This is a genomic window from Alitiscatomonas aceti, from assembly GCF_025567195.1.
Lineage (GTDB): Bacteria > Bacillota > Clostridia > Lachnospirales > Lachnospiraceae > Alitiscatomonas > Alitiscatomonas aceti.
Genome location: NZ_JAOQJF010000003.1, coordinates 37,445 through 63,166, shown reverse-complemented (window position 1 = coordinate 63,166; position 25,722 = coordinate 37,445). Strand labels below are relative to the sequence as shown.

25 protein-coding genes, 1 pseudogene and 1 CRISPR repeat array are annotated in these 25,722 nt (G+C 52.0%); of the genes and pseudogenes, 2 read left to right on the top strand and 24 right to left on the bottom strand.

The annotated features are described in order from the left end of the window. Nucleotides 1–87: 87 nt before the first annotated feature. Genes pepF through OCV69_RS02050 form a run of 3 tightly spaced genes read right to left on the bottom strand, consistent with a single transcriptional unit; the run spans nucleotide 88 to nucleotide 2,958 of the window. Nucleotides 88–1,872, bottom strand: coding sequence for an oligoendopeptidase F (pepF, locus tag OCV69_RS02060; RefSeq protein ID WP_158357223.1), 1,785 nt, complete (start codon nucleotides 1,870–1,872; stop codon nucleotides 88–90). A 48-nt stretch (nucleotides 1,873–1,920) separates the two neighbouring features. Continuing rightward, nucleotides 1,921–2,598, bottom strand: a complete 678-nt coding sequence (locus tag OCV69_RS02055) for an LrgB family protein (RefSeq protein ID WP_022273587.1) — start codon at nucleotides 2,596–2,598, stop codon at nucleotides 1,921–1,923. Then, on the bottom strand, nucleotides 2,599–2,958 hold the full coding sequence (locus OCV69_RS02050) for a CidA/LrgA family protein (protein ID WP_022273588.1): 360 nt from the start codon (nucleotides 2,956–2,958) through the stop codon (nucleotides 2,599–2,601). It lies immediately after the preceding gene. A 209-nt stretch (nucleotides 2,959–3,167) separates the two neighbouring features. Here OCV69_RS02050 and OCV69_RS02045 point away from each other — a divergent pair, with 209 nt between their 5' ends. Next, nucleotides 3,168–3,902, top strand: coding sequence for a GNAT family N-acetyltransferase (locus tag OCV69_RS02045; protein ID WP_262562935.1), 735 nt, complete (start codon nucleotides 3,168–3,170; stop codon nucleotides 3,900–3,902). A 55-nt stretch (nucleotides 3,903–3,957) separates the two neighbouring features. Here OCV69_RS02045 and OCV69_RS02040 read toward each other — a convergent pair whose 3' ends face one another. Beyond that, entirely contained in the window at nucleotides 3,958–4,683 is a 726-nt protein-coding gene (locus OCV69_RS02040; protein ID WP_022273590.1) for a GTP pyrophosphokinase, read from the bottom strand. Between the two features lie 226 nt (nucleotides 4,684–4,909). Between OCV69_RS02040 and OCV69_RS02035 the strand changes: the two genes are divergently transcribed. After that, entirely contained in the window at nucleotides 4,910–5,752 is an 843-nt protein-coding gene (locus OCV69_RS02035) for a D-amino acid aminotransferase (protein ID WP_022273591.1), read from the top strand. Nucleotides 5,753–5,800: 48 nt separating this feature from the next. Here OCV69_RS02035 and OCV69_RS02030 read toward each other — a convergent pair whose 3' ends face one another. The 20 genes and pseudogenes from OCV69_RS02030 to OCV69_RS01940 all read right to left on the bottom strand — a co-directional run bounded on the left by OCV69_RS02030 (nucleotide 5,801) and on the right by OCV69_RS01940 (nucleotide 25,721). Continuing rightward, nucleotides 5,801–6,442: an endonuclease III domain-containing protein gene (locus tag OCV69_RS02030; protein ID WP_158357221.1), complete on the bottom strand. Its 642-nt coding sequence runs from the start codon at nucleotides 6,440–6,442 to the stop codon at nucleotides 5,801–5,803. 44 nt (nucleotides 6,443–6,486) lie between these two features. Continuing rightward, on the bottom strand, nucleotides 6,487–7,269 hold the full coding sequence (locus OCV69_RS02025; protein ID WP_262562934.1) for a GNAT family N-acetyltransferase: 783 nt from the start codon (nucleotides 7,267–7,269) through the stop codon (nucleotides 6,487–6,489). A 22-nt stretch (nucleotides 7,270–7,291) separates the two neighbouring features. Next, nucleotides 7,292–8,038 (bottom strand): MATE family efflux transporter, encoded by a 747-nt coding sequence (locus OCV69_RS16800; protein ID WP_331485613.1) that lies wholly within the window; start codon nucleotides 8,036–8,038, stop codon nucleotides 7,292–7,294. Beyond that, nucleotides 8,023–8,619, bottom strand: coding sequence for an MATE family efflux transporter (locus tag OCV69_RS16795; protein WP_331485612.1), 597 nt, complete (start codon nucleotides 8,617–8,619; stop codon nucleotides 8,023–8,025). Before OCV69_RS16795 ends, OCV69_RS16800 begins: the two co-directional genes overlap by 16 nt. After that, nucleotides 8,616–9,059: a MarR family winged helix-turn-helix transcriptional regulator gene (locus tag OCV69_RS02015; protein WP_158357220.1), complete on the bottom strand. Its 444-nt coding sequence runs from the start codon at nucleotides 9,057–9,059 to the stop codon at nucleotides 8,616–8,618. Before OCV69_RS02015 ends, OCV69_RS16795 begins: the two co-directional genes overlap by 4 nt. Nucleotides 9,060–9,224: 165 nt before the next feature. Next, complete coding sequence (locus OCV69_RS16940; RefSeq protein ID WP_158357402.1) at nucleotides 9,225–9,641, bottom strand: DUF5655 domain-containing protein; 417 nt, start codon at nucleotides 9,639–9,641, stop codon at nucleotides 9,225–9,227. Further along, nucleotides 9,621–9,968, bottom strand: a pseudogene (locus tag OCV69_RS16935) (DUF2200 domain-containing protein); the annotation flags it as partial. The gene OCV69_RS16940 and the pseudogene OCV69_RS16935, both read right to left, overlap by 21 nt. After that, the gene (locus OCV69_RS02000; RefSeq protein ID WP_158357218.1) at nucleotides 9,965–10,372 is read right to left on the bottom strand and encodes an iron chaperone; all 408 of its coding nucleotides are present in this window, start codon (nucleotides 10,370–10,372) and stop codon (nucleotides 9,965–9,967) included. The gene OCV69_RS02000 and the pseudogene OCV69_RS16935, both read right to left, overlap by 4 nt. Before the next feature lie 53 nt (nucleotides 10,373–10,425). Beyond that, a complete protein-coding gene (locus OCV69_RS01995) occupies nucleotides 10,426–10,713 on the bottom strand; it encodes a hypothetical protein (RefSeq protein ID WP_158357216.1) in 288 nt (95 codons plus the stop codon). Between the two features lie 74 nt (nucleotides 10,714–10,787). Further along, the gene (locus OCV69_RS01990; protein ID WP_158357214.1) at nucleotides 10,788–11,027 is read right to left on the bottom strand and encodes a hypothetical protein; all 240 of its coding nucleotides are present in this window, start codon (nucleotides 11,025–11,027) and stop codon (nucleotides 10,788–10,790) included. A 21-nt stretch (nucleotides 11,028–11,048) separates the two neighbouring features. Next, nucleotides 11,049–13,615: direct repeats of the CRISPR family, unit length 32 nt; unit sequence ATTTCAATCCACGCTCCCACAAGGGGAGCGAC. A gap of 207 nt (nucleotides 13,616–13,822) precedes the next feature. After that, nucleotides 13,823–14,113, bottom strand: coding sequence for a CRISPR-associated endonuclease Cas2 (gene cas2, locus OCV69_RS01985; protein ID WP_158357212.1), 291 nt, complete (start codon nucleotides 14,111–14,113; stop codon nucleotides 13,823–13,825). 9 nt (nucleotides 14,114–14,122) lie between these two features. After that, a complete protein-coding gene (gene cas1c, locus OCV69_RS01980; RefSeq protein ID WP_158357210.1) occupies nucleotides 14,123–15,154 on the bottom strand; it encodes a type I-C CRISPR-associated endonuclease Cas1c in 1,032 nt (343 codons plus the stop codon). Next, a complete protein-coding gene (gene cas4, locus OCV69_RS01975; protein ID WP_158357208.1) occupies nucleotides 15,151–15,816 on the bottom strand; it encodes a CRISPR-associated protein Cas4 in 666 nt (221 codons plus the stop codon). The genes cas1c and cas4 overlap by 4 nt, the downstream gene beginning before the upstream one ends. Next, nucleotides 15,816–16,727 (bottom strand): type I-C CRISPR-associated protein Cas7/Csd2, encoded by a 912-nt coding sequence (cas7c, locus tag OCV69_RS01970; RefSeq protein ID WP_158357206.1) that lies wholly within the window; start codon nucleotides 16,725–16,727, stop codon nucleotides 15,816–15,818. The genes cas4 and cas7c overlap by 1 nt, the downstream gene beginning before the upstream one ends. Beyond that, nucleotides 16,728–18,458, bottom strand: coding sequence for a type I-C CRISPR-associated protein Cas8c/Csd1 (gene cas8c, locus OCV69_RS01965; RefSeq protein WP_158357204.1), 1,731 nt, complete (start codon nucleotides 18,456–18,458; stop codon nucleotides 16,728–16,730). Continuing rightward, nucleotides 18,455–19,117 (bottom strand): type I-C CRISPR-associated protein Cas5c, encoded by a 663-nt coding sequence (cas5c, locus tag OCV69_RS01960; RefSeq protein WP_158357202.1) that lies wholly within the window; start codon nucleotides 19,115–19,117, stop codon nucleotides 18,455–18,457. The genes cas8c and cas5c overlap by 4 nt, the downstream gene beginning before the upstream one ends. Nucleotides 19,118–19,137: 20 nt before the next feature. Then, nucleotides 19,138–19,578 (bottom strand): hypothetical protein, encoded by a 441-nt coding sequence (locus OCV69_RS01955; RefSeq protein ID WP_158357200.1) that lies wholly within the window; start codon nucleotides 19,576–19,578, stop codon nucleotides 19,138–19,140. After that, nucleotides 19,562–20,029 (bottom strand): DUF3990 domain-containing protein, encoded by a 468-nt coding sequence (locus OCV69_RS01950; RefSeq protein WP_158357198.1) that lies wholly within the window; start codon nucleotides 20,027–20,029, stop codon nucleotides 19,562–19,564. Before OCV69_RS01950 ends, OCV69_RS01955 begins: the two co-directional genes overlap by 17 nt. A 293-nt stretch (nucleotides 20,030–20,322) precedes the next feature. Next, the gene (cas3, locus tag OCV69_RS01945; RefSeq protein WP_158357196.1) at nucleotides 20,323–22,482 is read right to left on the bottom strand and encodes a CRISPR-associated helicase Cas3'; all 2,160 of its coding nucleotides are present in this window, start codon (nucleotides 22,480–22,482) and stop codon (nucleotides 20,323–20,325) included. 14 nt (nucleotides 22,483–22,496) lie between these two features. After that, nucleotides 22,497–25,721, bottom strand: coding sequence for a UvrD-helicase domain-containing protein (locus OCV69_RS01940; RefSeq protein WP_158357193.1), 3,225 nt, complete (start codon nucleotides 25,719–25,721; stop codon nucleotides 22,497–22,499). Nucleotide 25,722 lies beyond the last annotated feature (1 nt).

The following is a 25,722-nucleotide window of genomic DNA, read 5'->3' as shown; positions in this document are numbered from 1 at the left end:
TATTCTTATAGATTTTAGCATAAGAAAGAACGGCTTTCAAGCCCCAAGTGAAAAGATTTGGGGCTTGAAAGAAGGGAGTTTCCATGATCATTCCAGGGATCCCAGCAGAGACTCAAACACATCCAGAGCAGCGTTTACCACTCCCGGCCCCTCCATATCAAGGCCGCAGAGTTTTAAAAGCTCTGTGGGCTTCATGGAGGATCCGCCCTTTAAAAAGTTAAAATAGCCCTCCAGGGCATTTTTATCTCCGTCGAAGATCCTCTGGCCGATGGTAACGGCAGCGGCAAAGGCCGTGGCGTACTGGTACACGTAGAAAGTATAGTAAAAATGGGGGATCCGTGCCCACTCCACGTCGATCTCCGGATCCACGCACATATCCGGGCCAAAATATTTTTCATTGAGCCCGTGATAAAGAGAGCAGAGAGCGTCCGCAGTCAGAGGGATCCCGTCCCGGCACATCTTATGGGTCTCCCACTCAAATTCGGCAAACATGGTCTGGCGGAACATTACGGAGCGGAACCGGTCCAGAAGCTGGAAGATCAGGGATTCCTTCTCCTCCCTGGTCCCTGCCTGGCGGATCATGTGCTGGAACAGGATCACCTCGTTGCAGGTGGATGCCACCTCCGCTACAAAAATGGTATACCCGGCGTAGGCCGGCGGCTGGGCGTGATCCGAATACCAGGAATGGAGGGAGTGGCCCATCTCATGGGCCAGGGTAAGGACCGAATCCAGGCTGTCCGTATAGCTCATGAGCACATAGGGATGACAGCCGTATACATGACGGGAGTATCCGCCGCTCCTCTTTCCCTGGTTTTCGTAGACATCGATCCACCGGCTGGAAAAGCCCGTTTCCAAAAGCTTCCCATACTCCTCTCCCAGAGGCTTTAACCCCTCCAGGATCAGCCTTTTCCCCTCCTCATAGGGATACTTCTTATCCGTCCCTCCGGCCAGGGGGACAAACAGGTCGTACATATGGATCTCTGGAAGGCCCAGCCGTTCCTTTCTCAGCCTCACATACCTGTGCAGGGCCGGAAGCCGGTTTCCAATGGTCTCCAGAAGGCTGTCATAGACCTGCTCCGGCACCTCGTTGGCCGCCAGGGACATTTCCCGGCTGGAGCTGTAATTTCTCGCTCTGGCCGTAAAGCAGGCCTGCTTTACATGGCCCTCATAGGCTGCTGCCAGAGTATTGGAAAACTGGCGGTAGCTGCTGTAATAACTATGAAAGACCGCCTGCCTCAGACTCCAGTCCCGGCTTTCCATCAGCGTTCCGTAGGAGCCGTGGGTCACAGGGATCTCCTCTCCGTCTCCCCCGCGGACTGCCTGGAAACGGACGTCTGCATTGTTGAACATGGTAAAGATCGCCGAAGGAGCCGCCGCCGTCTGGCCAAAGCCCGCCAGGAGCCGTTCCTCCCTTTCTCCCAGCATATGCTCCTTCCTGGCCAGGATCCGCTCCAGATACAGCCGGTACCCGGAAAGCGCTCCGTCTTCCAGGAAGCCCTTCATGACCGGTTCCGGTATCCCAAGGAGCTCCGGCTCTGCAAAGGAGGATGCCTCCATGGCCCGGGATAAAAGAAGCTGCGCCCGGGATAAAAGGGCCTGGGAAGCGCTCTGGGACGTATCCTCGTCTCTTTTCTGGATCGCGTAAGCCAGAAGCCTGGAAAATTTCAGATCCATGGCCACATCGTGATCCAGGTACTCCTTCAGCACAGCCGCGTCCTCCCCTAAACGGCCCTTAAAGCCATCATACCGTCCGATCCCGCTTTCCAGCTCTGCAAAAAGCTCCTCCAGAGCCTCCTCTGTGGGGATCAGATCCCGCAGATCCCACTGGAACTGCGGATCCATCTCACTGCGTTTTTTTAATGCCTCTGCCATAAAAACTCTCCTTTCCTCCCGGACATGCCTCCCGGCTCCGGGGCTTTCTTATCCGATCAGTCCCGCCATCAGGGGAACGGCGATCACGGTCATCAGGCCTGCTACGGCAATGGAAAGGCTGCTCATGGCGCCCTCCACTTCTCCCAGCTCCAGGGCCTTGGAAGTCCCGATGGCATGGGCCGCCGTTCCCAGGGCCAGTCCCTTTGCAATGGGCTCCCGGATCCCCACCAGCTTAAACCAGCCTTCTGCCACGATGTTCCCCAGGATGCCGGTAAATATGATGCTGACGATGGTGATGGTCACGATGCCTCCGGCCTCCTCCGCCACGCCCATACCGATGGCTGTGGTGATGGATTTGGGAAGCAGGGATACATAATGCACATGCTCCAGACGGAACACCAGGGACATGGCAAAAATGCTCAGGACGCTTCCTGCCACTCCGGTGGTGATGCCGCAGAGAACAGCGGCAAGGTTTTTCTTTAAAAGCTCCAGCTGCTTATAAAGGGGGATCGCCAGACAGACCGTGGCCGGTGTCAGAAAATAGCTGATGTAGGACGCCCCCTGGTTATAATCCCCGTAAGAGATCCCTGTGGCCTTTAAAAGGGCCATCACCAGAAGGATCGCTACCAGAAGGGGGTTCAGAATGGCCCAGCCCAGTTTTTTCTTTAAGGCCATGCCCACAAGATAGGCGGCCACACTTACAAACATCCCAAAATATAACGGCATCTAGTTCTCCTCCTTTTTCTGTCGTCTGATGATCCACTCTGCCGATTTTCCCGTCACCGTCATGACGACCAGCGTGGAAACCACGGTGATGACGAAAAAGGGGACCAGGATGGCCTTCAGTTCGTCAAATTTCTCAATGAGGCCCACTGCTGACGGAATGAACATCAGAGGCATCAGATCCAGCAGCAGATTGCCGGTGGCCTGGACGTCCTGAAGCTTCACCGCCCCGGAGCATAAAAGCCCAAGAAGGATGAACAGGCCGTAAACTCCTGCGGGCACCGGAAACGGGATCCACTGGTTCAAAAGCTCGCCGGTCATGGTGATCCCAAAGATAATGGCGATTTCCTTCAGATATTTCATAATTATTCTCCTCTCCTTATGAATGTCCCCATTTTAGCACCGTCTGTCTCTCCGGGCAACAAATTATACAGAATTTTCCGCATTTTCTTCCGGCCTTCTTGCATTTCCATCTGATACCTGTTACTATCTGAGATACTGGATCCGGGAATCAGGGGACAAAACAGGCCATTGTCCTGACCCGGATCAGACTATACCAGGAGGATTCTTCTATGGATATCACCATTTCTTCCAGCCTGACACCCAGAGAAAAGGATAAAATTTTCCTTCTTCTGGACGCATGCTATAAAAAAGAGCCCGTTTCCCTGACCTTTCCCACGGAGGAAGCCGATCATTATCTTCTTGCCTGGGAAAACGGCCGTCTCCTGTGCGCAGCCGCGCTTTTAAAGGAGGACGAGACCGTTTATGAATGCACCGCCTTCACCCGGCCGGACTGCCGGAGAAACGGCATCTTTGGAGCCGTTCTTGAAAAGGGCCTTTCCCTTCTTCCGGAGGATACGGAGCTTTTATTCTATGTAGACAAAAAAAGCCCCGATGCCCTGGAGGCCGTAACGGCCCTGGGCGCAGAGCTTCTTTCTGACGAACATATGATGGAGCTGGCATCAGATGCCGTCTCTGCCATAAAAGGCATGGGAAAAACGGGATATCTGACGGTCACAGAGGCCATGGAGGGAGAACAGGCCATCCTGGTCTTTTCTGACGCCCACGGCTCTCTGAACATCTCCCTTTACGGCACCCACTATTACCTGTACGGCTTTGAGATCCGGGAGGGCCAGAGGGGGCAGGGCTTCGGGACCAGCCTGCTTATAAAGGTTCTGTCCTTCCTGGCAGAACGGGAGCCTCTTCCAGTGACGCTCCAGGTATCCGGCTCCAACGGCCCGGCCCTTTCCCTGTATAAAAAAACAGGGTTCCGCATCACCGAAACCCTGTCCCGTTATCTGTACTAAACTTTGGACATCCAGCCATTTGGCCTATTGGCCGCACCGGCCTGCCAGACGGCTGTTAATCCTTGTCAAACTGCAGGAGCCTGGACGGATCTGCCCGGTTCTCGATCTTCTGCCGGATGGACTGCATCTTTAAGTCCGTCTGGGCAATGATCTCCGCGCACTCCTTTAATTCCTCGCTGATCTCGCCCGAGTCGTCCAGATCCTTTTTATACTTCATCTGGTGGTCCAGGCTGGCCCAGAAGTCCATGGCCATGGTACGGATCTGGACCTCCACCCGCATCTTCTCCTTCCGGTCGGAAAAGAATACGGGGATCTCAATGATCATATGGTAGCTGCGGTAGCCGTTGACCTTGGGACAGCGGATATAGTCCTTTACCATAAGAACGTTCACATCGTCCTGGCGGGCCAGCATCTCAGCCACCACATAAATATCGTCGATGAAGGAGCAGATCACCCGGATCCCGGCCACATCGTAAAGGTTTTCCGCCACCGACTGGACGCTCACCGGATATCCCCGGCGTTTCAGCTTTTCCAGGATGCTTAACGGCTTCTTCACCCTGGATTTGATCATCTGGATGGGATTTCTCTGGTAGCGCACCGCCAGATCGTCGTTGAGCACCTCCAACTTGGTCTTCACCTCCCGGATGGCACAGGTATACATCATCATCATCTCCCGGAACTGGAGCGCCTCATTGAGAAAGCTGTCCGGGATATCCACGGTCATAGGAGCATTTACGGCAGACTGTACCAGGCCGCCGCTGGGATTCATAGTAATATTCATTTATTTATGTACCTCACTGATCTCATTGGAATTTTCTTTTCTTCATTATACATGATATGGGATGGCTTCTCAATGAAAGAATACTTAATTTTCTCTAAACCTTTCCATAACCTGTCCATCGGATTCTTTACAACGGGAACAAACCATGCTATGATAGCCATAGATGTAACTGGCAGACAAAGACTTGCCTGCATCACCACACAAGAATCCTTGGGAGGGTAAAATAATGAAAACTCTAGGCTACTACAATGGCAATTACGGACCGCTGGAAGAAATGACCGTACCCATGAATGACCGTGCCTGCTACTTCGGCGACGGCGTTTACGAGGCGACTCTTGCAAAAAACGGAAAGATCTTCGCTTTAAAGGAGCACCTGGACCGTTTCTTCAACAGCGCCGGACTCCTTAAGATCGAAATTCCCTACACACGGGAAGAGCTGACCTCCATCCTTTACGATATGCTGGCAAAAATGGACGACTCTGAGATCTTCATTTACTGGCAGGTGACCCGCGGCACAGGGATCCGCCAGCACCAGTTCCCGGCTGCCGGAACAAAGGCGAACCTGTGGATCTTCATGAAACCTGGAAAGCACGGCGATTCCAGCAAGCGTCTGAAGCTGACCGATATGGAGGACACCCGCTTCCTTCACTGCAACATCAAGACACTGAACCTGCTCCCCAACGTTATGGCTGCTGAAAAGGCAGAGTCCATGGGCTGCGGAGAATGCGTATTCCATCGTGGAGACGTGGTTACGGAATGTGCCCACAGCAATGTTTCCATCATCAAGGACGGCGTTTTCAAGACCCATCCCACCGACCACTACATCCTTCCCGGCATCACAAGGATGCACCTGGTACAGATCTGTAAGGACAATGGGATCCCTGTGGATGAGACTCCCTTCACCATGGAGGAGCTGATGGACGCCGACGAGGTCATCGTTTCCAGCTCTACTAAGTTCTGTGCACCGGCCTGCGAGATGAACGGTACTCCCATCGGAGGAAAGGCTCCCGAGCTGGTAAAGATCCTTCAGGAAAAATATCTGGAGAAATTTGAGAACGAAACAAAATAAGATGCAGACGGCGGCCCCGGATCGATCCAGTTCCAGGGCCGCCGCTTTTTATACTCCGGCTTTTTTACAGATATCAGAAAGGCAGCATCGTTCACAATGGGGCTTCGTCCTGGCGGTGCACACATCCCGTCCATGAAACACCAGCCGGTGGCAGAAATCGCTTCCCTCGTCCGGGGGGATCAGCTTCCACAGCTCCATCTCTACCTTCTTCGGTTCCTTTACGCCGTCCACCAGGCCCATGCGGTTCACCAGACGGATGCAGTGGGTATCCGTGACGATAGCCGGTTTTCCGAACACATCCCCCATGATCAGATTTGCACTCTTCCGCCCCACCCCCGGCAGCTTTAAAAGGGCGTCAAAATCGTCGGGCACCTTTCCTCCGTACTGGTCCCACAGGATCTTCATACAGGCGCTGATGTCCCTGGTCTTGCTGTGACCCAGTCCGCAGGGCTTTACGATGGCCTCGATCGCATCTGGATCCGCCTGGGCCAGGGACTCCACATCGGGGAATTTCTCATACAGCTTTTCCACTACCACGTTGACCCGGGCATCGGTGCACTGGGCCGCCAGCCGGACACTGACCAAAAGCTTCCAGGCCTCGTTATAATCCAGGGTACAGCCCGCCTCCGGGTATTCCTTTTTCAGCCGGTCTATGATCTCCAGAGCCAGCTTTTTTCTTTCGTTTTCCATAAAACCTCTCCTTTATATCTGCTTCTATGGCATCCGTTTTCCCACTACACAGGCCCTTTGTCTGCTTCCACTTCATAGACCACATAGGGATGGCTTACATGATACCCAAGCTTCTCTGCCAGAGCTGCGGAGATCTCCGTATGGGCATCCCAGGACGGATAAAGCCCCCGCTCCAGGCATTCCAGGATCAGCGCCGCCCCGCAGGCAGAGGCCAGGCCCCGGTTCCTCATATCCTCCCGGGTATCGATCTCGATCTCAATGGCGTCCCGGCTCCTGGCATAGGAGGAGGCTCCTGCCAGCAGCTCGTTTCCCCGGAGGGCCGCCACCCCCAGTCCCATGGCTTCATACGCCTCACAGGAGGGGAAGCAGGAAACCAGGTCCCGGCTCCATTCCTCCTTAAGGCATTTTCCATATAACTCCCCATGGATCCGGGAAAGGGTGATCCCCGCAGGAAGGGTCTCCGCCAGGGCCCGCAGCCTGCCAGGGTCGAAGCAGTCCCCCTCTTTTTTTATGGCATACCGGGTATGCTCCCTGGCCCGGTCTCCCAGGACCTTTTTTATAAGCTCCCGCCAGGCTGCATCCGGCGGCGCCAGGAGCAAGTACTGCCGCCCGTAATCCCAGGCTATGAGACGTTCTTCTGGTTTTCCCGCCAGAAAGCAGAAGTCACCCAGGACCGCTGCTGCCGAATCCATGCCGCCTGCGGTCCCATAAACGCATCCCATCATTCCCTGGAGACAGGCATCGGCCATCACTTCCCTGCGGCCGGAAAACAGAAAAGCAGCCATGCCCGGATCCTCCAGCCTGTAAATTCCCTCTGGAATCTTCATCCCGCAGCCTCCTTTATCTTTTTTAATACTGATACCGTTTCCTTTTTGCCGCCAAAAAGACCAGGGTCACGGCCGCCGCCACCAGTTCGGCTCCCACAATGGAGCCCCAGATGCCGTCCACGCCCCAGATCAGCGGAAACACCAGGACTGCCGTGATCTCAAACACCAGGCTCCTCAAAAAAGCGATGGCCGCCGAAGTAAGCCCATCGTTTAAGGCCGTAAAGAAAGCAGAGCCGAAAATGGCGATCCCGGAAAACAGGAATGAAAATGAGTAGATCAGAAAGCCCCTGGCCGTCAGCTCCATGAGCCCTGGGTCGTATCCCACAAAAAGCTTTGCCAGCGGCCTTCCAAGAAGCTCCGCCGCCCCGAACATGGCCGCGGAGGAAACTAAGATCACCGCAGAGCTTTTCTTTAACAGGCTGTGAAGCTCCAGACGGTTTCCGGCCCCGAAATGGAAGCCCACCACTGGAGCCACTCCAGTGGAATATCCGATGAATATGGACAGAAAGACCATGTTCACATACATCAGGACCCCATAGGCAGCGACACCGTCCTCACCGGCATACTTTAAAAGCTGGAGATTATAGAGCATCCCCACCAGGGACATGGAGATATTGCTCATGAGCTCTGAGGAGCCGTTGATGCAGGCTTTGGCCAGAGCCCTTTTATCCAGGGATGCCTTTCCCAGCCGGAACAGGCTGCCGTTGGGCCGGGAAAAGTAGACCAGGGGGATCAGGCCGCCCAGAGACTGGCTTAAGGCCGTGGCCATGGCTGCTCCCGGGAGCCCCACCGGAACACGGCCATAAACAGGTAGTCCATGACCATGTTTGCAATGCCGGAAACCACCGTCACTGCCAGTCCCAGCCTTGGCTTCTGGGCTGTGATAAAAAAGGTCTGGAACTCATACTGGAGCATGAACAGGGGAAGGGCCGACAATATGATCCGTCCATAGATCACACAGTTTTCCAGCATGATCCCCTCTGCACCCAGAAGCCTGGCCACAGGCCGGATCAGAAGCATCCCCAGGATACCGATCCCGATGCCGCAGCCGGCTGTTACATAAACAAACATAGAAAAGAGGCGCTGGGCCTTTTCATGCTTTCCCTCTCCCAGGGTCTTGGCGATCAGCGCCCCGCCTCCGGCTCCGAACATAAAGCCCACGGCTCCCAGGATCATTAAAAACGGCCATATAAAGTTCACCGCCGCAAAGGGCGTTTTCCCTACCAGGTTAGAAACAAAAAAACCGTCCACCACGCCATAAACCGACGTGAACACCATCATGATAATGGATGGGATCGTAAAGCGCATGAGCCGTCCTAAGCTGAAATGGTCTGATAACTGGATCTTCATACGCCAAGCCTCCCGGTCTTTTCCCGGAACTGCTCCAGGTATCTTCCTGTGAGCCGGATATACTGCTCCAGTTCTTCTCCGGTCCAGGAATCAAAGATCTCATTTTCGATCTTTATAAGACGGCCGGCCGTCTTTTCTGCCAGCTCCATTCCCTCCTCTGTCAGGCGGACCAGCTTTCTCCTGCCCCCGGGGCTTTCCAGGGTCAAGATCCCCTGGGCCTCCAGCTTTTTAATAGCCGAGTGGATGGTCTGCCTGCTGATCCCCGTCAGCTTCGCGATCTCCAAAAGAGGGCATGGATTCTCCCTGGAGCAAAGCGCATAAAGGATCATCATGGCGCTGTCTGAAAGCCCCAGCTTCAATGACGCATTGTGATATGCCTCGTCGATCTCAGAGGTCAGCAGATTATAGTACTGAAGCTGCTCTGATACACATGGTTTCATATGTCGTCTTCTCCTTTCAGTCCGATTTCGTACTCTGGATTATAGTCCGAAATCAGACTGGTGTCAAGATTTTTATAAAGAGATCCTTCCATGCCCCGCCCATGGATCCTAAAACCCAAAAAGCGCTCTGACAGATCTCTTCCTGTCAAAACGCTTTTATGACTGCTACTTCCGATCTGAAAAAGCCGCTGCCTCCCGGATCCACTCCATCAGCTCATCGTCGATCTCCTCCTTACTGGCGGTAAGAACATGATGGGTCCAACGGCCTGGATACGGCTCTGTGGCCACATCAATCCTGGGGGAAACGACCTGGTGAGGCAGGCTGAACGTTACCACCAGAAACGGCTCCGGACAGTCCTTTTTCTTTCTGACCCGCATAAACGAAGCACAGGCAAACATGTGTTTATTATAAAAGGAAATCTGAGTTTTCTGGAATTTGACCCGGACACCTGGGATATCCTTTAATATTTTCTGCTCTAGGACCTCGTAAATGGGGAGCGCATCCGGATGGGGTTCAAAAAACAAAAGCCGCTGGCTGTCTGCTGGCTCTGCCTCTGGCAGCTTTCTCAAGATCTTTTCCATGGCTTTCCCCCTGGCCAGCTCATCCACCAGCTTATCCAGATAACGGATCTCCCGCATCAGCGGCTCTTCGATCTCCTCCACCCGTACACCACAGACAACGCCCTTGATCTCATTTCTGGCCGGATTGGGGGCCGGAGCGTTCCGGAAGAAATCGCCATAAGAAAGCTCCGAATCCAAGGCCGCTTCAAGCTCTGTCCGTGTATAACCGGTCAGCCAGGTGATGATCTGGTCCACTTCCCCCTGGGTGCGTCCCTTTTTCATTGCCTTATTTACCAGTAAAGGATAAATTTTCCCGAATTTCATGTTATATACGTTTTCACTGGTCATTTCCCATTCTCCTTTTCACACCATACCGCAATCTCTGCCACCAGCTCCCAGTCCAGGGGCTGGTCATAAGGCAGCCGGATCGTCCCCTTCTGGGTCTGGTACCCGGTCAGACGGTCTGCAAATTTCTCCACAGCTTCCGGTCCCGGATACAGTCCCACATGATTTTTAAACGCTGCAAACTGGATCAGATTGCGCTTTTTCCAATATGTGGGCATACTCCAGGATATTTTTTCCATGGTATCCGGGATCGCTGCCCGGATCGTCTCGTTAATCTCTTTTAAAAGCGGCTGTGCCTTTTCCGGCTGGTTTAAAATATATTCGTCAATGGTTTCCGGCGGCTTCCCGCAATAATGATCCTGGCCGTTACGAGCAAATGTACGGCCGCATTTGGGACATGTCCACATAAAAATTCCTCCTCAATACGTTTTAATCTATTTTTGCGCGAAGGGAACGACTGTCATACTGTTCCTGGTCCACACCCTCCAGCTGGAAGTGAATATTGTCCCACCGGAACAGAGGCAACTTCCTTTCTTTCGGATGCACCTGGTTTCATATCTGCATTTTCTGTTTTTTCCTGGTTTTCGCTTCTGGCTTCATTTGATTCTCCAAATTCCGCATTGACATCCTCTAATTTTTTAAATATACTGTATATAGAGGAGGCAAGAGCGTCGCTGGGGGAACCGTTTTTCGGGATGGCCCTGGTCTTGATCGGCGTATTACCTCCGTTTTTTCTGATAAATCTCATGTAAATACAAACGGTTATCTTTTGCGACCTTCACCGCAAAAACGACAAAATAATCTCCCGAAAATTCCCCTTTTTCAATGCGTATTTTCTCCGATAACAGCACCATCCCATCCGCGGCCTTTGCGATCCTTTTGGTAATCCAACACCTTTCCATGATCTATGACTGCTGGTACTGCGCCAGATGTAATTGCTTCCATTCGGCCTATTCCATGGCCAATATCCTCTTTTATTCCCGCACGGCTCAGATAAACCTGTCCCAGTACATCAAGATTTTTTGTAGCAACCCTAATGCCATAAATCGACGCTTCATTCATGACCTGAAGACCGCCTATGCTATTTCAATTCACGCTCCCACGAGGGGAGCGATGCAAGGTGACAACCCCCTGCGAGACGGATTGCTCTATTTCAATCCACGCTCCCACGAGGGGAGCGACGAAGATGGCTCATCGCTTACTGCTGTAACAATAGGCATTTCAATCCACGCTCCCACAAGGGGAGCGACTTTTTGAAGCGTTTGCTTTAAACATCTTATTTGAATTTCAATCCACGCTCCCACAAGGGGAGCGACGCTTTACAACTTGATCCACGTCCCCACTATGGCATTTCAATCCACGCTCCCACAAGGGGAGCGACGATGCACCGGAACATCACCGGGGTTGTCGGCTTCGTATTTCAATCCACGCTCCCACAAGGGGAGCGACGATGTTTGCATGGTATGCACCAGTGCAGATGTGGATTTCAATCCACGCTCCCACAAGGGGAGCGACGGTCTGCCTCTTTTTATTTTGGAGGTTCCTTATGGAATTTCAATCCACGCTCCCACAAGGGGAGCGACAGACAGGCAAAGAGCCAGGTCACCGCCCGGACCATGATTTCAATCCACGCTCCCACAAGGGGAGCGACTATATGGGAGCAGATAAAGGAGTAGAAGATAAATATTTCAATCCACGCTCCCACAAGGGGAGCGACGGCTCCAAACACAAGCGTCCTTCTGATGGATTCAATTTCAATCCACGCTCCCACAAGGGGAGCGACTTTTCCCGCTGGATCCTTCGCACCTGGATCTCCAATTTCAATCCACGCTCCCACAAGGGGAGCGACCGGGATCCGGTTCAGCACCTTAAAGCGTGCGTTTATTTCAATCCACGCTCCCACAAGGGGAGCGACGGCAAAAATTTTAATTGACCATAAAATCCAGGAGCTATTTCAATCCACGCTCCCACAAGGGGAGCGACCCTGTTCTCATCGCTGGGGATGCCGATATACGCGATTTCAATCCACGCTCCCACAAGGGGAGCGACTGGTTATAGACATTAACACGGGTGGAGATGTAAATTTCAATCCACGCTCCCACAAGGGGAGCGACCTGATAAACAGCAGTGGTATGCTTACGCAGTACAATTTCAATCCACGCTCCCACAAGGGGAGCGACAGCAAAAGGCGTTTGCGGATGAGTATTTAAAATGTGGATTTCAATCCACGCTCCCACAAGGGGAGCGACGCAATCGCCTACACGGCGGGCGCTGGGATTAGGATTATTTCAATCCACGCTCCCACAAGGGGAGCGACGATAGCCGCCAGTACATCCCTAGATACTGACGGCATTTCAATCCACGCTCCCACAAGGGGAGCGACTGTTATTGACCCCGCCAGAACTCCGCGGGCATATAAGATTTCAATCCACGCTCCCACAAGGGGAGCGACCTCCGCGAATCCGTATTTGAGCAGATTGCATGGGATTTCAATCCACGCTCCCACAAGGGGAGCGACCATCCCTAGATACTGACGGCGAACTACTTTCTGGGATTTCAATCCACGCTCCCACAAGGGGAGCGACCGGATCGGCGATATGAAGGATTTTACGCCTTCATATTTCAATCCACGCTCCCACAAGGGGAGCGACAGTCCAGTTTATTAAGGATGTCCGGGACAAGCTGATTTCAATCCACGCTCCCACAAGGGGAGCGACAAATGAGCATACAGGAGTTCCTGGACACCTTGGGATTTCAATCCACGCTCCCACAAGGGGAGCGACGGTGCATTTGGAGACAGACCGGGGGCAGATCATATTTCAATCCACGCTCCCACAAGGGGAGCGACGCCGCGATGGCATTATAAGGAGGGGACATGGAATTTCAATCCACGCTCCCACAAGGGGAGCGACTCCGGGATTTTGCCAATATCTACGCCACTCTGGAGATTTCAATCCACGCTCCCACAAGGGGAGCGACCTTTGCTTGATTTCTTAGGCTTTCTGCGTATTTAAATTTCAATCCACGCTCCCACAAGGGGAGCGACGGCTGGAGGAATTGGACGAGTTCTCTGGAATCGAAATTTCAATCCACGCTCCCACAAGGGGAGCGACATTAACTCCCTTCCAGCAGCCATTCTGGTATCAAGCATTTCAATCCACGCTCCCACAAGGGGAGCGACTGTTATTGACCCCGCCAGAACTCCGCGGGCATATAAGATTTCAATCCACGCTCCCACAAGGGGAGCGACGCTGACACAGTCCCCAGCGTTGATCCGGCTCATGATTTCAATCCACGCTCCCACAAGGGGAGCGACGTGCGGTTGTTTACATAGCAAAACATTGTCAAAGAATTTCAATCCACGCTCCCACAAGGGGAGCGACCAACTGCCGCCATTCGTTCGGATCTGGGGATGGTGTATTTCAATCCACGCTCCCACAAGGGGAGCGACACGGAATCAAGCGTGATATACCCGTATGTGATATCATTTCAATCCACGCTCCCACAAGGGGAGCGACACAGACAGGCGGTATGAGGGATTTTACGCCTTCATATTTCAATCCACGCTCCCACAAGGGGAGCGACGGATAAAATCGCGGAAAAGGGTCTGAACACAGGATTTCAATCCACGCTCCCACAAGGGGAGCGACCGCAATTTTACACAAAATTCCATATCTGTTTTATTTCATTTTTACCAATCCTTTCCCCATATCATATTTCCACACACAGCCCGCTTCCGACTTTTAATCATTTTTTGTACATTTTTTCTGGTGCGAATCGCCCAGAGATTTCCTGTCTGCTTCCATTTCGCACCAAAACAATATTCGGCATTCTATAATGTCTGCTCCACAGACCTGCTATAAGATCAATACCTGATCTGCCGCAAGCCCATGATCCACGCCAACATGGTCTACCTTTGTCTGATACTTATTTCCCAGATAATAAAACCGCAGGCTGTCCACCTCTTCGTCGATAAGTTCTGTCAGCTTTGCCTTCAGCGCTATGCACTGTGCCTGGTCTAAAAGACATTCAAACACTGAATTCTGAACTCTTCTTCCATAATTTACACACTGCTTTGCCACTTTACGGAGTCTTGCTTTTCCCGCCGTCGTTTCTGTATTTACGTCATAAGTGATCAATACCAGCATCGTTCCACCTCATTTCCATAAAAACACAGGATATCCATCCAGATCTCCACGAAGATATCTTGCAAGGAGCATGGCCTGTACATAGGGTACCATCCCCCATTCCACCTTTTCCTTTAAATATGGATGGGTGAGAGTCTCTTTCTTTTTATTCTGCCACTCTGTCAGAACCTTTTTTCTCAGTTCTGCATCCATCAGAACAGCTCCATTTTCCTTTCTGGTAAAATTCTTACCACTGACGATCCTTTTATTGATCAGTGACAGGACAAATCGGTCTGCCAGAACAGGCCGCAGTTCTTCGATCAGATCAAGCGCGAGCGATGCCCTGCCAGGCCGGTCGGTATGAAGATATCCTACGTATGGATCCAGTCCCACCGTTTCCAGTGCAGCGGTAACTGTATTGGTCAATAACGTGTATACAAAAGACAACAGAGCGTTCACAGGATCCAGAGGAGGCCGTCTGCTCCTCCCTTGAAATAAAAAATCTTTCTTCTGCTGTAAAATAAGCTGATCAAAAACGCCAAAATAAACACTGGCCGCCTCTCCTTCATATCCACGCAGCTGATCCTTCGACACGCTCCCGCGCACCAGTTCCATAGAGTTTTTTAAATATTGACTGGCTTCCTTGACTCGTTCTTCACCTATCTGCATCCCATGATCCCGAATTGCCCGCTCCAATATCCATCTGGCGTTATATATCTTCCCCAGAATACACGTTTTTGCAAGTTCCAGGCTCTCCCCCTCATCTCGGCTGCTGTCATACTGTCTCTGTCTGAGGATCACATTTCCTTTTACCTTTCCTGTCACCCTCGCCAGAAATTTCCCTTGAGGAGAGAGAAAACATAGGGAAACATTCCTTTCCGCACATCCTCCCATCAAGGCAGGGCTTACTCCCCGATATCCAAACGATACGATTCCCTCCAGGTTATGAAGCGGCAGCCGTCCAATCTCCTCCTTTTCCTCATAAACCACTACGTTCTCTCCATCCAGTCCCAGATAACTGTTTTCTGAAGTAACATAAAGCGTGTTCAGCAGTTTTTTCATTCCTGATCCTCCTCCAGAATATGGCTGAGATACGTTTTCACGGATTCCGTTTTTGAAAGCCCCGGCAGGCATATTTCCTTTAGAGAGCAGGAACTGCAGGCCTTTCTGCGCTTAACCTTTGGCGTGTACCCCCTCCGGTAATATTCGTGCATTTCTGAGAAACAGGACCGCACCTCCTGCCGCAGCTCTTCTGTGAACACAACCGTCTCCCTTCTCCTTGTCTCTCCATAAAAAACAGCACCTTCGGGAATCTCTGTGGAAAACATCTCTTCCAGGCACATGGCCTGGGCTGCCAGCTGCAGCCTGTCCTCTTCCGTCAGCTTTGGTTTTCCTTTTTTATATTCCACCGGATAGACAGAATACTGCCCTCTGTGGCCATGGAGGGAAATGCCATCCTCGCATTTATGAAACTCTACCAGATCGCATTCCCCGCTCACTCCCATTTCCCGCGAGGCCACAGGAAGGGCTCTGACCACCAGGACCCCGGCTCTTTTTTCTGTCAGATATGGATCGTGGGCCCGTTTATGCATCAGCTCCCCAATCACCGTATGGACATTTTCCTCCCATTGCTGCTCCACATGGATCAACGCCCACTGTCTTCTGCAGAATTTAAAATGCTGGATCCCTGAGATCATCAGATATTCTTCTTCTGGATATGCCATTAAACCATCCTTTTCATTTCCACTGAATCCGGAACGCACGCTTCATCGATCGTAACCGTATAATCCTGATATTTTCTCGGGTAAAGTACGCCTTCCTTTTTTTCTACCCTGACTGAATCAAACAGCTTATATGCCGGACAATCTCCCAGTTCCTTGCTGTGCTTAAATACGATCAGCTCCCGTACTGCCATTTTTCCTCTGGCTGCAGAATGGTCGTGTTCAAACATATTAAGGATGGCTTCCCACAAAAGCTCCAGATCGTCCTCTGTAAATCCTGTCACCTTACGGGCCAGATTAGCAGACACATATCCCTCTGCCCGGTACAGGCCATAGGGAACGATGCTCTTTCTTCCCATTTCTGTGGTCTTATTCTCTGCATCCTTTTCTGTCGTGATCGCAACCCGCGTGATCGTCACCTCCTGACTGAGGATCGGATCAATACTCCTGGCAAACCCGATCTGGACAGGGCCGCGAACCTGGCCGCAATTCAAGGACGCCTTTACAAATGTGGTCATAACTGCACCGAATGTACGTATATCATAAAAATTTCTGCACATATAATCTTTAAGCTTCAGATCCGCATCCGGGTCGCCTTTTTTCAGTTTTTTCAGCGATTCGGTCAGCTTTTTATCCTCCGTATCCATAACACCCAAAGCCTCGCACGCTTCCCTGTCGCTCCGGTTTAACGGTACATCCTCTTTAATATAGATCTTATACCCCTCTGCATCTTCCTTTACTGTCTCTATATAATTCCGGATCTTCCGTTTTAAACATACGTCTGTCACCAGTCCCAGACCGCTTTCCGGATCGATCCTGGGCATATTTCCGGCATCTGGATCCCCATTGGGATTTCCGTTTTCCACATCAAACAGGATCACAAATTCATATCTGTTTTTAATCGCCTCGTTCATTTATTTCTCCTCCTTCTTCTCATACCGTTTCTGCATCTGATGATAATACCCCAATGCGAATTCTCCCTGCTCCTCCAGGGACAGACGCAGTGGAAAATGCTCCAGCTTCCCCATAAGCTCTGTTAAGAGCCTTTCGTAAAAAATCTTTGAACTCCCTTTCTCCCGCTCCAGCTTCTTCAGATGACTGTTCTTCAACCGGTTTAAAATCGGAAATACGGAAGCTGGCGCCGTACTGGCCGAATTAAAATACCTGTCACGGATCGTTGAACGGATCCCCGGGTTTGTATCCATCTGGATGGATTCCAGAACTGCAAACAGTCTCCCAAGAACATAAGCCGTATCACAGCTTTCTGTATTCAGAGCCATAAAATTTTCCCCTTCTTTCCAATGATAATTTTGTATTAAATATGCCTTAATGATCTCAGCCCGTCCCCACGTAACGTTCCCCTGCTCGGCCCGGATCCGGATCAGTACATTCTCATAGAGGCCGGCTGGATATCGTCCTCCAGAAAGGACTGCCTGGAGCACCAGGGATGCCATCCCAGGAACCGGCGTCCGGTCCTTTGCATTTGGATTTACCGTCTGATCCAGCATATCCCTTATGCCGAGGTATTCACGCTTTTCCCACGACGGCCTTATGACCTCCATCCGTTCATAATGCTCTGCCAGACGCGTCAGGATGTTCCCAAATGATTTCTCATAAAAGAAACGGACAGACAGCCTCGCCGCATTGGGAGACAGTCCCAGAATATAGAATCTCTGTTCCAGGTCCAACTGCACCCCGTTAAGATCCATGGGCTGTCCCAGTTTTAGCTTTGTAAATATGTCCTTCAAAACTTCCTGGTTGTCTGTTTTCGGATCTGCTGACATAAAAAAGAAATCCTGATACTCCTCCTCTCCGCTCTCCGCCCAGAACACGATCATGGAATCCCCAAGACGGATCGCATGTTCTCTTTGGTCCAACAGATAATTGAGGGCTGTCGTATAGGCGAATTCCGCATATTTTCCCACCGGAGCATTGTAGCTCTGTTCTTTTCCATAGGATTCAAAGGAGGGTGCGTTAAAGGACACCAGCGCTGCCCCGCTGGACTGGGCTCCAGGCACCCCTTTGATCCCCCGGTGGATCCTGGCGATCTCGGTCCGTTCCCCGGTGACCAGGCAGACTCCCTGCGTTCCCGTTCCCATTCTCTCCAGGCTCTTTTCCCAGGCCTCTCTGATCCATGGATCCTCCTGGGCATAGTCCATTCCCATGACAAAGATCAGATTCCCTCCATCTGTGACCTCCTGCCATTTTTCCCTTATTACAGGATCCTGTTCCGCGTCCTCCGGATCCCAGGTCTCAAAAAACAAACAGATGGCATGGGCCATTCTGCCCCCGATCCCGTTCAGAAGCTTCAAATGCCGTTCCCTTGATGCCTGAAAGCACTCCAGGACCCGGGGACTTGTCCCATTCGCATCGATCCCCAGGATATACTTTGAATTGTCACATAGAAAATTGGCTGCCACTCCAGAAGAGCGGGTCACCATTTCCGGAACCATTAAAGATACAGGAACCCATACCTTCTTTTTTCCGCGGTCTGCTTCCGTTTTCATGGGAAGGATCCCAGTTATCCTGCCTTCCTCTGACAGATTGACTGCATATGAGACCTTTGCCTTACACCAGCCTTCCGCCGCCACTTCTTCACGTTCTGCCAGCCTCTCATATAATCCCACTAAAGCGTCAAGGATCATCGTATCACCTCACAATCCCGCAGATCGATCACACCTCTTTTCATCACAGCCCGGAAAAACATAGGAACCAGATCTTCTCTGTCCGTGTAATCCATATCGTACAGCATAAAGCCCAGATCCTTTTCCTCGACTGAGTCATAAGCTGTTACGATATCTTCCTCCTCGCAGATGGAAAACCGGACCGGAAACTCCCTGCATCCAAAATATGGTGTGTGAAAACACTCTCCCCTCCTCAGCCTCCGCATGATGATATCCTTAAATTTTCCTGGGTTATCTGAAGCAGAGGCGTTTTCTGTCATATCGAAGTGGGCCTCTATCACATATTCCACATCGCACAGCAGCCTGGAGGCTCTCTGGACGATCTCATCTTTTGTACTAATGTAAAGCGCTTTATCCAGGCCATTATATGCCTGAAGGACACTTCCGGCTGCGATCTTGCTTTTTACCTCATTCCTCCGCACACTGGTAAAACGGATGGGCTTTACCACATGGATCTTATCGATCACCCACCGCATCCCCGGGTGCCAATAAATTGCATCCAGGATCCCTCTGGCTGCGGAAGGCGTCATGACATCGTAGGAACATCGTTCCACTTTAAATTCCGGTCTGGAAAACAGAGCATAGTCTCCCCAGGCCCTGATCTTTACACCTATTCCCATAACTTCTCCTTTTCTGCCCTTTACAAAACCTCCCCTGCCTGATAGCATGCCGCGATATAGTCTCTGGGCTGGTAATAGAAATCCGTATTAAAATCCGATATACTGGCATTGATCCAGGAATGATATACCTCCCAGATCCCCTTTAAAATGTCTCCGTCGCTGTAACAGTCCTCGATCAGCCGTTCATATACCTCTCCGATATCCCAATAATCGGGAACCATATATCTGCATTTCTTAACGTTATCAAATCCCCCCATTTCCGCCCCTGTTTCTTCGATAAATGTTTCCGATACCTTTTCCATCGGCTCACAGTGGAATACATCCGCGTATTCATAGATCCGCTCCAGCCGCTCTTTTCCCAGAATATCGGTGATCTCTTCCCTGCTTCTTTTTAACCTTCTTCCCATAAACTCGATCAGACTGCATGTAAAAAAAAGCCTGTCATTATTTTTCTCTGCCATATGCTTCCTCGCTTTTTATAAATTGCAGCGTATCCAGCGCCGACACCGTATGGAAACTGATCTGATGAGTCGGGTATTTAAACCGGGCAAGCTCCCAGAATGCGGCTCTGGATATCTTTCCGTCCATAAAATTCTGAATATAATTATAGATCGTATCATCTGCCATGGGCCCTTCCACAATATCATAGGTGTGGGAGATCCCCCTGCGGCAGGATACGATAAAATCCAGCCATTCTTCTGTCATCATTTCAAACACCAGATAGTTCAGCCCCGGATCCGGCGTGTATTCATAAGTATTTATAAAACCTGTTTTCCCATACCGGGATGCCCACCTTACAGCCTGCTCCCGGTACTGGGTGCAGTAAAAGCCAAAATAAAAATCCTTATTAAATCTGGCCTTTCTGATTTCGGGAAATTCTACGGTCTCACTGCTGCCATGGTATAATAACATATGCGCCTCCTTTTCTTCTGTTTTTACTATACTACATCCTTCATGAAATTTCAACATTTTTATTACGTTAACATTAATGAAATATTATATGTTTCCAAAAATTGTACTTGAAATTTTTTAGGATTTACTATACCATCTATCTGTCGGGTTTTTCTTTTTCAAACGAAATCCCGGGGATTGAAATATTAAGGTTAGTCGTAACGCTGACAATCGCAGCGGCAGGGAATCCTTTCGGGTTCCCTGCCGCTGCTGCCATTTTAGTTGTTCTGTGAAAATACTCCCTTCCGGATCTCCTAAAAAAAGCTGGCGATCCCTGTCTCTATCTCCAGATCCAGCCCCATCTCATCGGTATATCGTTCCTTCGCTGTCAGTTCATAGAGATTTCCCAGTTCCTCTAAAACAGGCCGGATCATCCCTGCCCCCGACAGCTTATCAAGTACATCCTTATGCACAGGCACACAATATTGCTGGAGTCTGCGCAGATCTTCCCTGGTGCATCCCCTTACATGGATCTGCCTCACAAGTTCTTCTGCCTCTTCTTCCCTTGCTACCACAACTGAAATCGATTCCTCCTCGATCAGACGGAACTCTTTTCCAACCGTAGCAAACGGATAGCTCTTATTTTTAAACGCCTCCAGGATCTTCTTTTTATCCAGGCTCTCATCCCTCACATGATAAAGACGCCGGAAATATTCTTCCACGGATCCAGTGGAAGAAAACTCCATTCCTTCCTCTAAAAGGCTTTTCGCTATACCGGTCTGCTGGGCCTGACCGGGAGGTGTCTTTTCTCCCTCCAGAGAGAATGTAAAAACGTTGCTTTCTCCGGCTCCTCTTTTTCCTTCCCGGTTGCACCTTCCTGCCGCCTGGATCATGGAATCCACGCCTGCAAGCTCGCGGTATACAGTATCAAAATCCAGATCCACTCCTGCCTCCACCAGACTTGTGGAAACAACAAGACACTTTCTTCCATCGTCCAGACGCGTTTTTATTTCCTCCAGGACCCGTCTCCGGTGGCTTGGGTACATGGACGTTGAAAGATGATAAACGCCCTCGCCCTTCAGTTCCTTATAAAGCTCCTGTGCCTGTCTCCTGGTATTTACGATACAAAGTGCCTTTCTTTCCGCACTCAGATGCTCCTCCAGCTGACTTTTTGATACAGTTCCGAGGTCACAGAAGGTCGTCCGTTTAAAAAAACGGAACTGCTCTTCCATACGGGGACAAAGCTCTGTGATGTGCCTTTCCTTTGGAAAAAAAGGCCGCAGCGCCGGCTGTGTGGCTGTACAGAGAACTGCGCTGACCCGGTAATTGGCAATCAGCTCCTCGATCATCGCCGTACATGGCTTCAGATAATCCGTCGGAAGCATCTGGGCTTCGTCAAAAATGATCACGCTGTTGGCAATATTATGGAGTTTTCTGCACCTGGAAGACCGGCTTCCATACAAGGACTCAAAAAACTGCACATTGGTCGTCACGATTACTGGCTTATCCCAGTTCTCCGCCGCCAGATGCATGGCCTTTAATTCCTCTGTTTCCTCCAGTCCCTCTGCCGTAAAATCGTCCATATTGCTGTGGTGCTCCAGAACATTTGAATCTCCCAGGATTTCCCGGAATACAGCGGCGTTCTGTTCGATGATGCTGGTATACGGGATCACATAGATCACCCGGTCCATCCCATGCTTTACAGCATGACGCAGGGCAAATGCCAGTGACGAGATCGTTTTTCCTCCGCCAGTCGGTACTGTCAGACGGAACAGTCCCCTATCTATGGAGCCGGACTCCAGGCAATGTCTCAGGATTTCCGTTCTTCTCCCATTGACAGTCTCCTCCTCATTGCTTTCCAGCCAATCCGAAATATACGTTTCAAGCCGTTCCAAAAGAACTTCCAGGGAGTCTCCAGGAATCCTTCCCGTCTCTCCTTCCTTCATAAACGTTTCTGTGTCCAGAAAATCCGCATCCACAAGGCAGGAATAGAGCATCCGTATGAACACACTCATGGAAAAATCCGGGTCATGGGCTTTTTTTACGTCAAAAGGAACGGATGCCAGTTCGGGAATCTTGATCTCGTTCCGGTAAGCCTGATAATCCTCCAGCTTCCTTTTTCTCCTCCCACACAAGCTGGAAGAACCGGCATCATCCGTCGGTGCTCCATAATTGGGAAGTCCGGCATGGTGCCCGGCAATGCAATACCCCATAAATCCATACATACCGCCTTTTTCAAAGCACACCTGCATTCCGGCGCTGGAATGATCCACCCGCCTGTCGCTGTTCTCCGTTATTTTTTTCTGGAATGCTGCTGAATACTTTCCAATATCATGGAGAAGGCCGCAGCAATACCCCCAATCACGTTTTCCAAACCGGGACGCGAATTCACCGGACAGCACGGCCGTCCCTTCCAGATGTTCCTTTACCGTCTGGACCCTGTCTCCACATGTATGTCCCAGATATCTCTCCATAACCATTCCCCCTCCTACATAAAATCAAACAAACTCAGCTGCTTCATCTCCATCTCCCCCGGTCCCCGTACCGTTTCCCGCAAAAGAGCCTCTTCCGGCAGCTCTGAAAGGAATACGGACGGCTCCCCAGAGGTCAGAATGACCAGCTCCTCCTTCGCTCTGGTCATTCCCACATAAAATAGACGCCGCTCCTCCTGGAGTCCGGCTTCCGGATCTCCTTCTTCCGGCCCGGATCCAGCCTTTCTGTTTTTAAAATACTCCAGAGGGATCGAATTCTTCCGGACCCCGTAGAGGATCACTGCCGGAAACTCCAGGCCCTTGGACCCATGGAGCGTCATGAGGGAGACAGTATCCGCCGTACAGCAGCCTCCTCCCCGCCGCATCAGGTCTCCTTCCTCTCCAAAATCCAGCAGGTATAAAAATTCCTCCATGGTCTTATGGAAGACAGCCATGGCCGAAAGCTTTTCCACCGCCTCATCTCCGTCCAGTCCCATGTCCCGGCTCCATTTTTCCACCAGCGCCGCCGGCCGTTTCTTTTTCAATGGCCTGTATGCCTCCAAAAGCGCCGGATCCCAGCTCCCTTCTTCTGGTGAGTCTTCTGTCCCGTTTCCGTACAGCGCCCGGAAAAACTTCAGAGCCCTCTGTACGTTCTCCTCTTCCAGAAACGAGCCCTTTCCAGTGACCGTATACGGGATCCCCTCGGTTTTCAGAAACTCCTCCATTTCCTCCACCTGGCGGTTGGTCCGGCACAGCACCGCGATATCTGAAAAGCTTCGGATCGGTTCCTCTCCAGAACGGGCCCGTTCCCCGGCATCCAGCATGTCGATGCCGCCCACCATCCGGCTGATCTCCCTGGCGGCAGCGATCCCCTCGGAGCGTCTGCCGGACGCCGTCAGCACGCGGACCGGCAGGCCATTTCCTGCCATAGGAAGCAGTTCCCTTTTCTCACCTGGATTCTTCGAGATCATGCCGCAGGCGGCGGTTGTGATCCACGCCGTGGACCTGTAATTTTCCCGGAGCCGGATCACCTCCGTTTCCGGAAAATCCTCCATAAGGCGGGCAAAGCATTCCGGATCTGATCCCCGGAAGCCGTATATGGACTGGTCCGGATCCCCGATCACAAAAAGCTCGTCCCCCTCCCGGTTCCATGCCAGGATCAGCCGGTATTGCAGGGGGCTGATATCCTGAAACTCATCCACCAGAAGATATCGGAACCGGCGGCAGAATTTCCGAACCGGCTCTGATGCCAGGTACAGAAGCCCCAGAGCCTCCGTCAGAAGATCGTCAAAATCCATGAGCCCCTGCTCCCGCATCCGCTCTTCATAGGCCCCTGCCGCTTTTCTGAGCCCCTCGGACATGGGTTCCGCTTCTCCTGCTCCCAGGATCCTTTTTGTCTTCTCCTCCGATACTGCCCTTAAAAGCTCCGAAGAACGGAGCTTCAGTCCCATGTCTTCAATGACTGCCTCCGCCAGCTTCTGGCACTCCAGGCCGTCTGCCAGCACGGTCTCCTTACCCGCTGCCTTTAAAAGCGCCAGACAGATGGAATGGAAGGTTCCCGTCTGGATCCGTCCCGCGGCGCTCCGGTTCGGCATTTCCCTCCGGAGGCGTTCCTTCAGCTCCCCGGCTGCCTGGTTCGTAAAGGTGACCGCTGTGATCTCCGACGGCTTTACGCGGCGGAGCTCTGTAAGGCAGCGGATCCTGGCCGCCAGGGTTCCGGTCTTTCCTGTTCCCGGCCCCGCGATCACGGCCACGGCACGGGCCGTGTGCTCTGCCGCCCGGCGCTGCTCCTCATTGAGGCGGGCCAGGAAATCCGCTTCCAGGATATTTCCATCCATGCCCTCTGCCCCGGCCCGGACACTGGTGTCACGGATCTTTCCTGCCAGCTCCAGGTCCCCGGTATCACAGGCCTCTCTCCTGTCTTCCTTTCTGTCATCAGAAGCCCGGGACTCTCCTCCCCCGGCTCCAAAGATCCCGGCCATGGTCATCTGTCCATCGGGGTTTTCCAGCTCGTCCGGCCGGAACAGCCGGATCGTTCCGTACTCCCCGTCAAAGCCCGGAAGCCGTGTGACCTCCCCGTTCCTGAGGCGCCGGATTCCTTCTGCCGCCAGACGTCCAAAATGGCGGAGAATGTCCTCGATGGGCACTTCCCGGAGGATCTCAAATTCCGTCCCCAGCACCCAGAGCATATCCAGATATTCCTCCTGTACCCTTTTACTGGCCGCAGACCTCCCGGTGGAAGCGGCGATCACCTCCGGCAGCGGGACCAGGCTCTCAAAGGGCTTTCTTCTCTCCGGCAGGAAGCCCTCCGGCCGGTCAGCCAGCTGATCGATCCGGTGGGAGACGCCCATGGTCATCTTCTTTTTACATACCGGACAGATCCCTCCATGGCTCTCCGCCTCCAAAGGACTCATGCAGATATGGCATTTCCGGTGGCCATCAAAATGGTACTTTCCCTCCTCAGGAAAAAACTCAATGGTGCCGGCCAGTCCGTTCCCCGTTTCCACCGCTCTCTTAAGCCCCGCATAGGACAGCTCTGTATCCAGCAGGTTCGCTTCTCTTCCCAGCTTTGCAGGAGAGTGGGCGTCGGAATTGGAAATAAGCTGGAAACGGTCCAGAGCCGAAAGCCGCCAGTTCATGGGCGGATCTGAGGAAAGCCCCGTTTCCACCGCATGGATATGGGGAGCCAGGTCCCCGAAGCACTCCTCCACCGTATCGAAGCCGGAGCAGGCCCCGAACATGGAAAAATGCGGTGTCCAGATATGGGCCGGAACGAAGATGCCGTCCGGACATGTCTCCAGCATGATCTCCAGGAGATCGCGGCAGGAAAGCCCCAGGATCGGCCGTCCGTCTGAGTGGATATTCCCGATGGCCTCCAGCCGTTTCGATAAAAGCTTTGCCTCCTCCAGTCCCGGCAGCAGGATCAGGCTGTGGACCTTCCGGACCCTGCCGTCCTGTTTATAAATGGAACTGATCTCCCCGGAAACCACAAACCGGGTCCCTTTGCACGCTTCTCCCTCTCCCGGCTCCCGCATATACTCCTTCTTCAGCCGGCAGAGCCCGTCCTCTGCCGGGACCAGCTTTTCCTCCAGCTCAGCCCGCCAGGCAGGATGGGTAAAATCTCCTGTGCCTAAAAGACGGATCCCCTTTCGCCTGGCAGAAAGCTCCAGGGTCTCCGGCGTCAGCTCCCGGCTGGTGGCCCTGGAATACCGGGAATGAATATGCAGATCTGCAATATACATC

Excerpts from the sequence above, each read along its gene's own strand:
- OCV69_RS16940 (WP_158357402.1), bottom strand. The coding sequence starts at position 9,641 with ATGGAAAAGATCTTGAGAAAGCTGCCAGAGGCAGAGCCAGCAGACAGC.
- OCV69_RS02045 (WP_262562935.1), top strand. The coding sequence starts at position 3,168 with ATGGATATCACCATTTCTTCCAGCCTGACACCCAGAGAAAAGGATAAA.
- OCV69_RS02040 (WP_022273590.1), bottom strand. The coding sequence starts at position 4,683 with ATGAATATTACTATGAATCCCAGCGGCGGCCTGGTACAGTCTGCCGTA.
- OCV69_RS01990 (WP_158357214.1), bottom strand. The coding sequence starts at position 11,027 with ATGAATGAAGCGTCGATTTATGGCATTAGGGTTGCTACAAAAAATCTT.
- cas1c (WP_158357210.1), bottom strand. The coding sequence starts at position 15,154 with ATGAAAAAACTGCTGAACACGCTTTATGTTACTTCAGAAAACAGTTAT.
- OCV69_RS02055 (WP_022273587.1), bottom strand. The coding sequence starts at position 2,598 with ATGCCGTTATATTTTGGGATGTTTGTAAGTGTGGCCGCCTATCTTGTG.
- cas5c (WP_158357202.1), bottom strand. The coding sequence starts at position 19,117 with ATGGGAATAGGTGTAAAGATCAGGGCCTGGGGAGACTATGCTCTGTTT.
- OCV69_RS02030 (WP_158357221.1), bottom strand. The coding sequence starts at position 6,442 with ATGGAAAACGAAAGAAAAAAGCTGGCTCTGGAGATCATAGACCGGCTG.
- cas4 (WP_158357208.1), bottom strand. The coding sequence starts at position 15,816 with ATGGCATATCCAGAAGAAGAATATCTGATGATCTCAGGGATCCAGCAT.
- cas2 (WP_158357212.1), bottom strand. The coding sequence starts at position 14,113 with ATGCTGGTATTGATCACTTATGACGTAAATACAGAAACGACGGCGGGA.
- OCV69_RS16795 (WP_331485612.1), bottom strand. The coding sequence starts at position 8,619 with ATGAAGATCCAGTTATCAGACCATTTCAGCTTAGGACGGCTCATGCGC.
- OCV69_RS16800 (WP_331485613.1), bottom strand. The coding sequence starts at position 8,038 with ATGGCCACGGCCTTAAGCCAGTCTCTGGGCGGCCTGATCCCCCTGGTC.
- cas3 (WP_158357196.1), bottom strand. The coding sequence starts at position 22,482 with ATGGAGAGATATCTGGGACATACATGTGGAGACAGGGTCCAGACGGTA.
- cas7c (WP_158357206.1), bottom strand. The coding sequence starts at position 16,727 with ATGAACGAGGCGATTAAAAACAGATATGAATTTGTGATCCTGTTTGAT.
- pepF (WP_158357223.1), bottom strand. The coding sequence starts at position 1,872 with ATGGCAGAGGCATTAAAAAAACGCAGTGAGATGGATCCGCAGTTCCAG.
- OCV69_RS01950 (WP_158357198.1), bottom strand. The coding sequence starts at position 20,029 with ATGTTATTATACCATGGCAGCAGTGAGACCGTAGAATTTCCCGAAATC.
- OCV69_RS02035 (WP_022273591.1), top strand. The coding sequence starts at position 4,910 with ATGAAAACTCTAGGCTACTACAATGGCAATTACGGACCGCTGGAAGAA.
- OCV69_RS02025 (WP_262562934.1), bottom strand. The coding sequence starts at position 7,269 with ATGAAGATTCCAGAGGGAATTTACAGGCTGGAGGATCCGGGCATGGCT.
- OCV69_RS02050 (WP_022273588.1), bottom strand. The coding sequence starts at position 2,958 with ATGAAATATCTGAAGGAAATCGCCATTATCTTTGGGATCACCATGACC.
- OCV69_RS02000 (WP_158357218.1), bottom strand. The coding sequence starts at position 10,372 with ATGTGGACATGTCCCAAATGCGGCCGTACATTTGCTCGTAACGGCCAG.
- OCV69_RS01995 (WP_158357216.1), bottom strand. The coding sequence starts at position 10,713 with ATGAGATTTATCAGAAAAAACGGAGGTAATACGCCGATCAAGACCAGG.
- OCV69_RS02015 (WP_158357220.1), bottom strand. The coding sequence starts at position 9,059 with ATGAAACCATGTGTATCAGAGCAGCTTCAGTACTATAATCTGCTGACC.
- OCV69_RS01955 (WP_158357200.1), bottom strand. The coding sequence starts at position 19,578 with ATGGCAGAGAAAAATAATGACAGGCTTTTTTTTACATGCAGTCTGATC.
- OCV69_RS01940 (WP_158357193.1), bottom strand. The coding sequence starts at position 25,721 with ATGTATATTGCAGATCTGCATATTCATTCCCGGTATTCCAGGGCCACC.
- cas8c (WP_158357204.1), bottom strand. The coding sequence starts at position 18,458 with ATGATCCTTGACGCTTTAGTGGGATTATATGAGAGGCTGGCAGAACGT.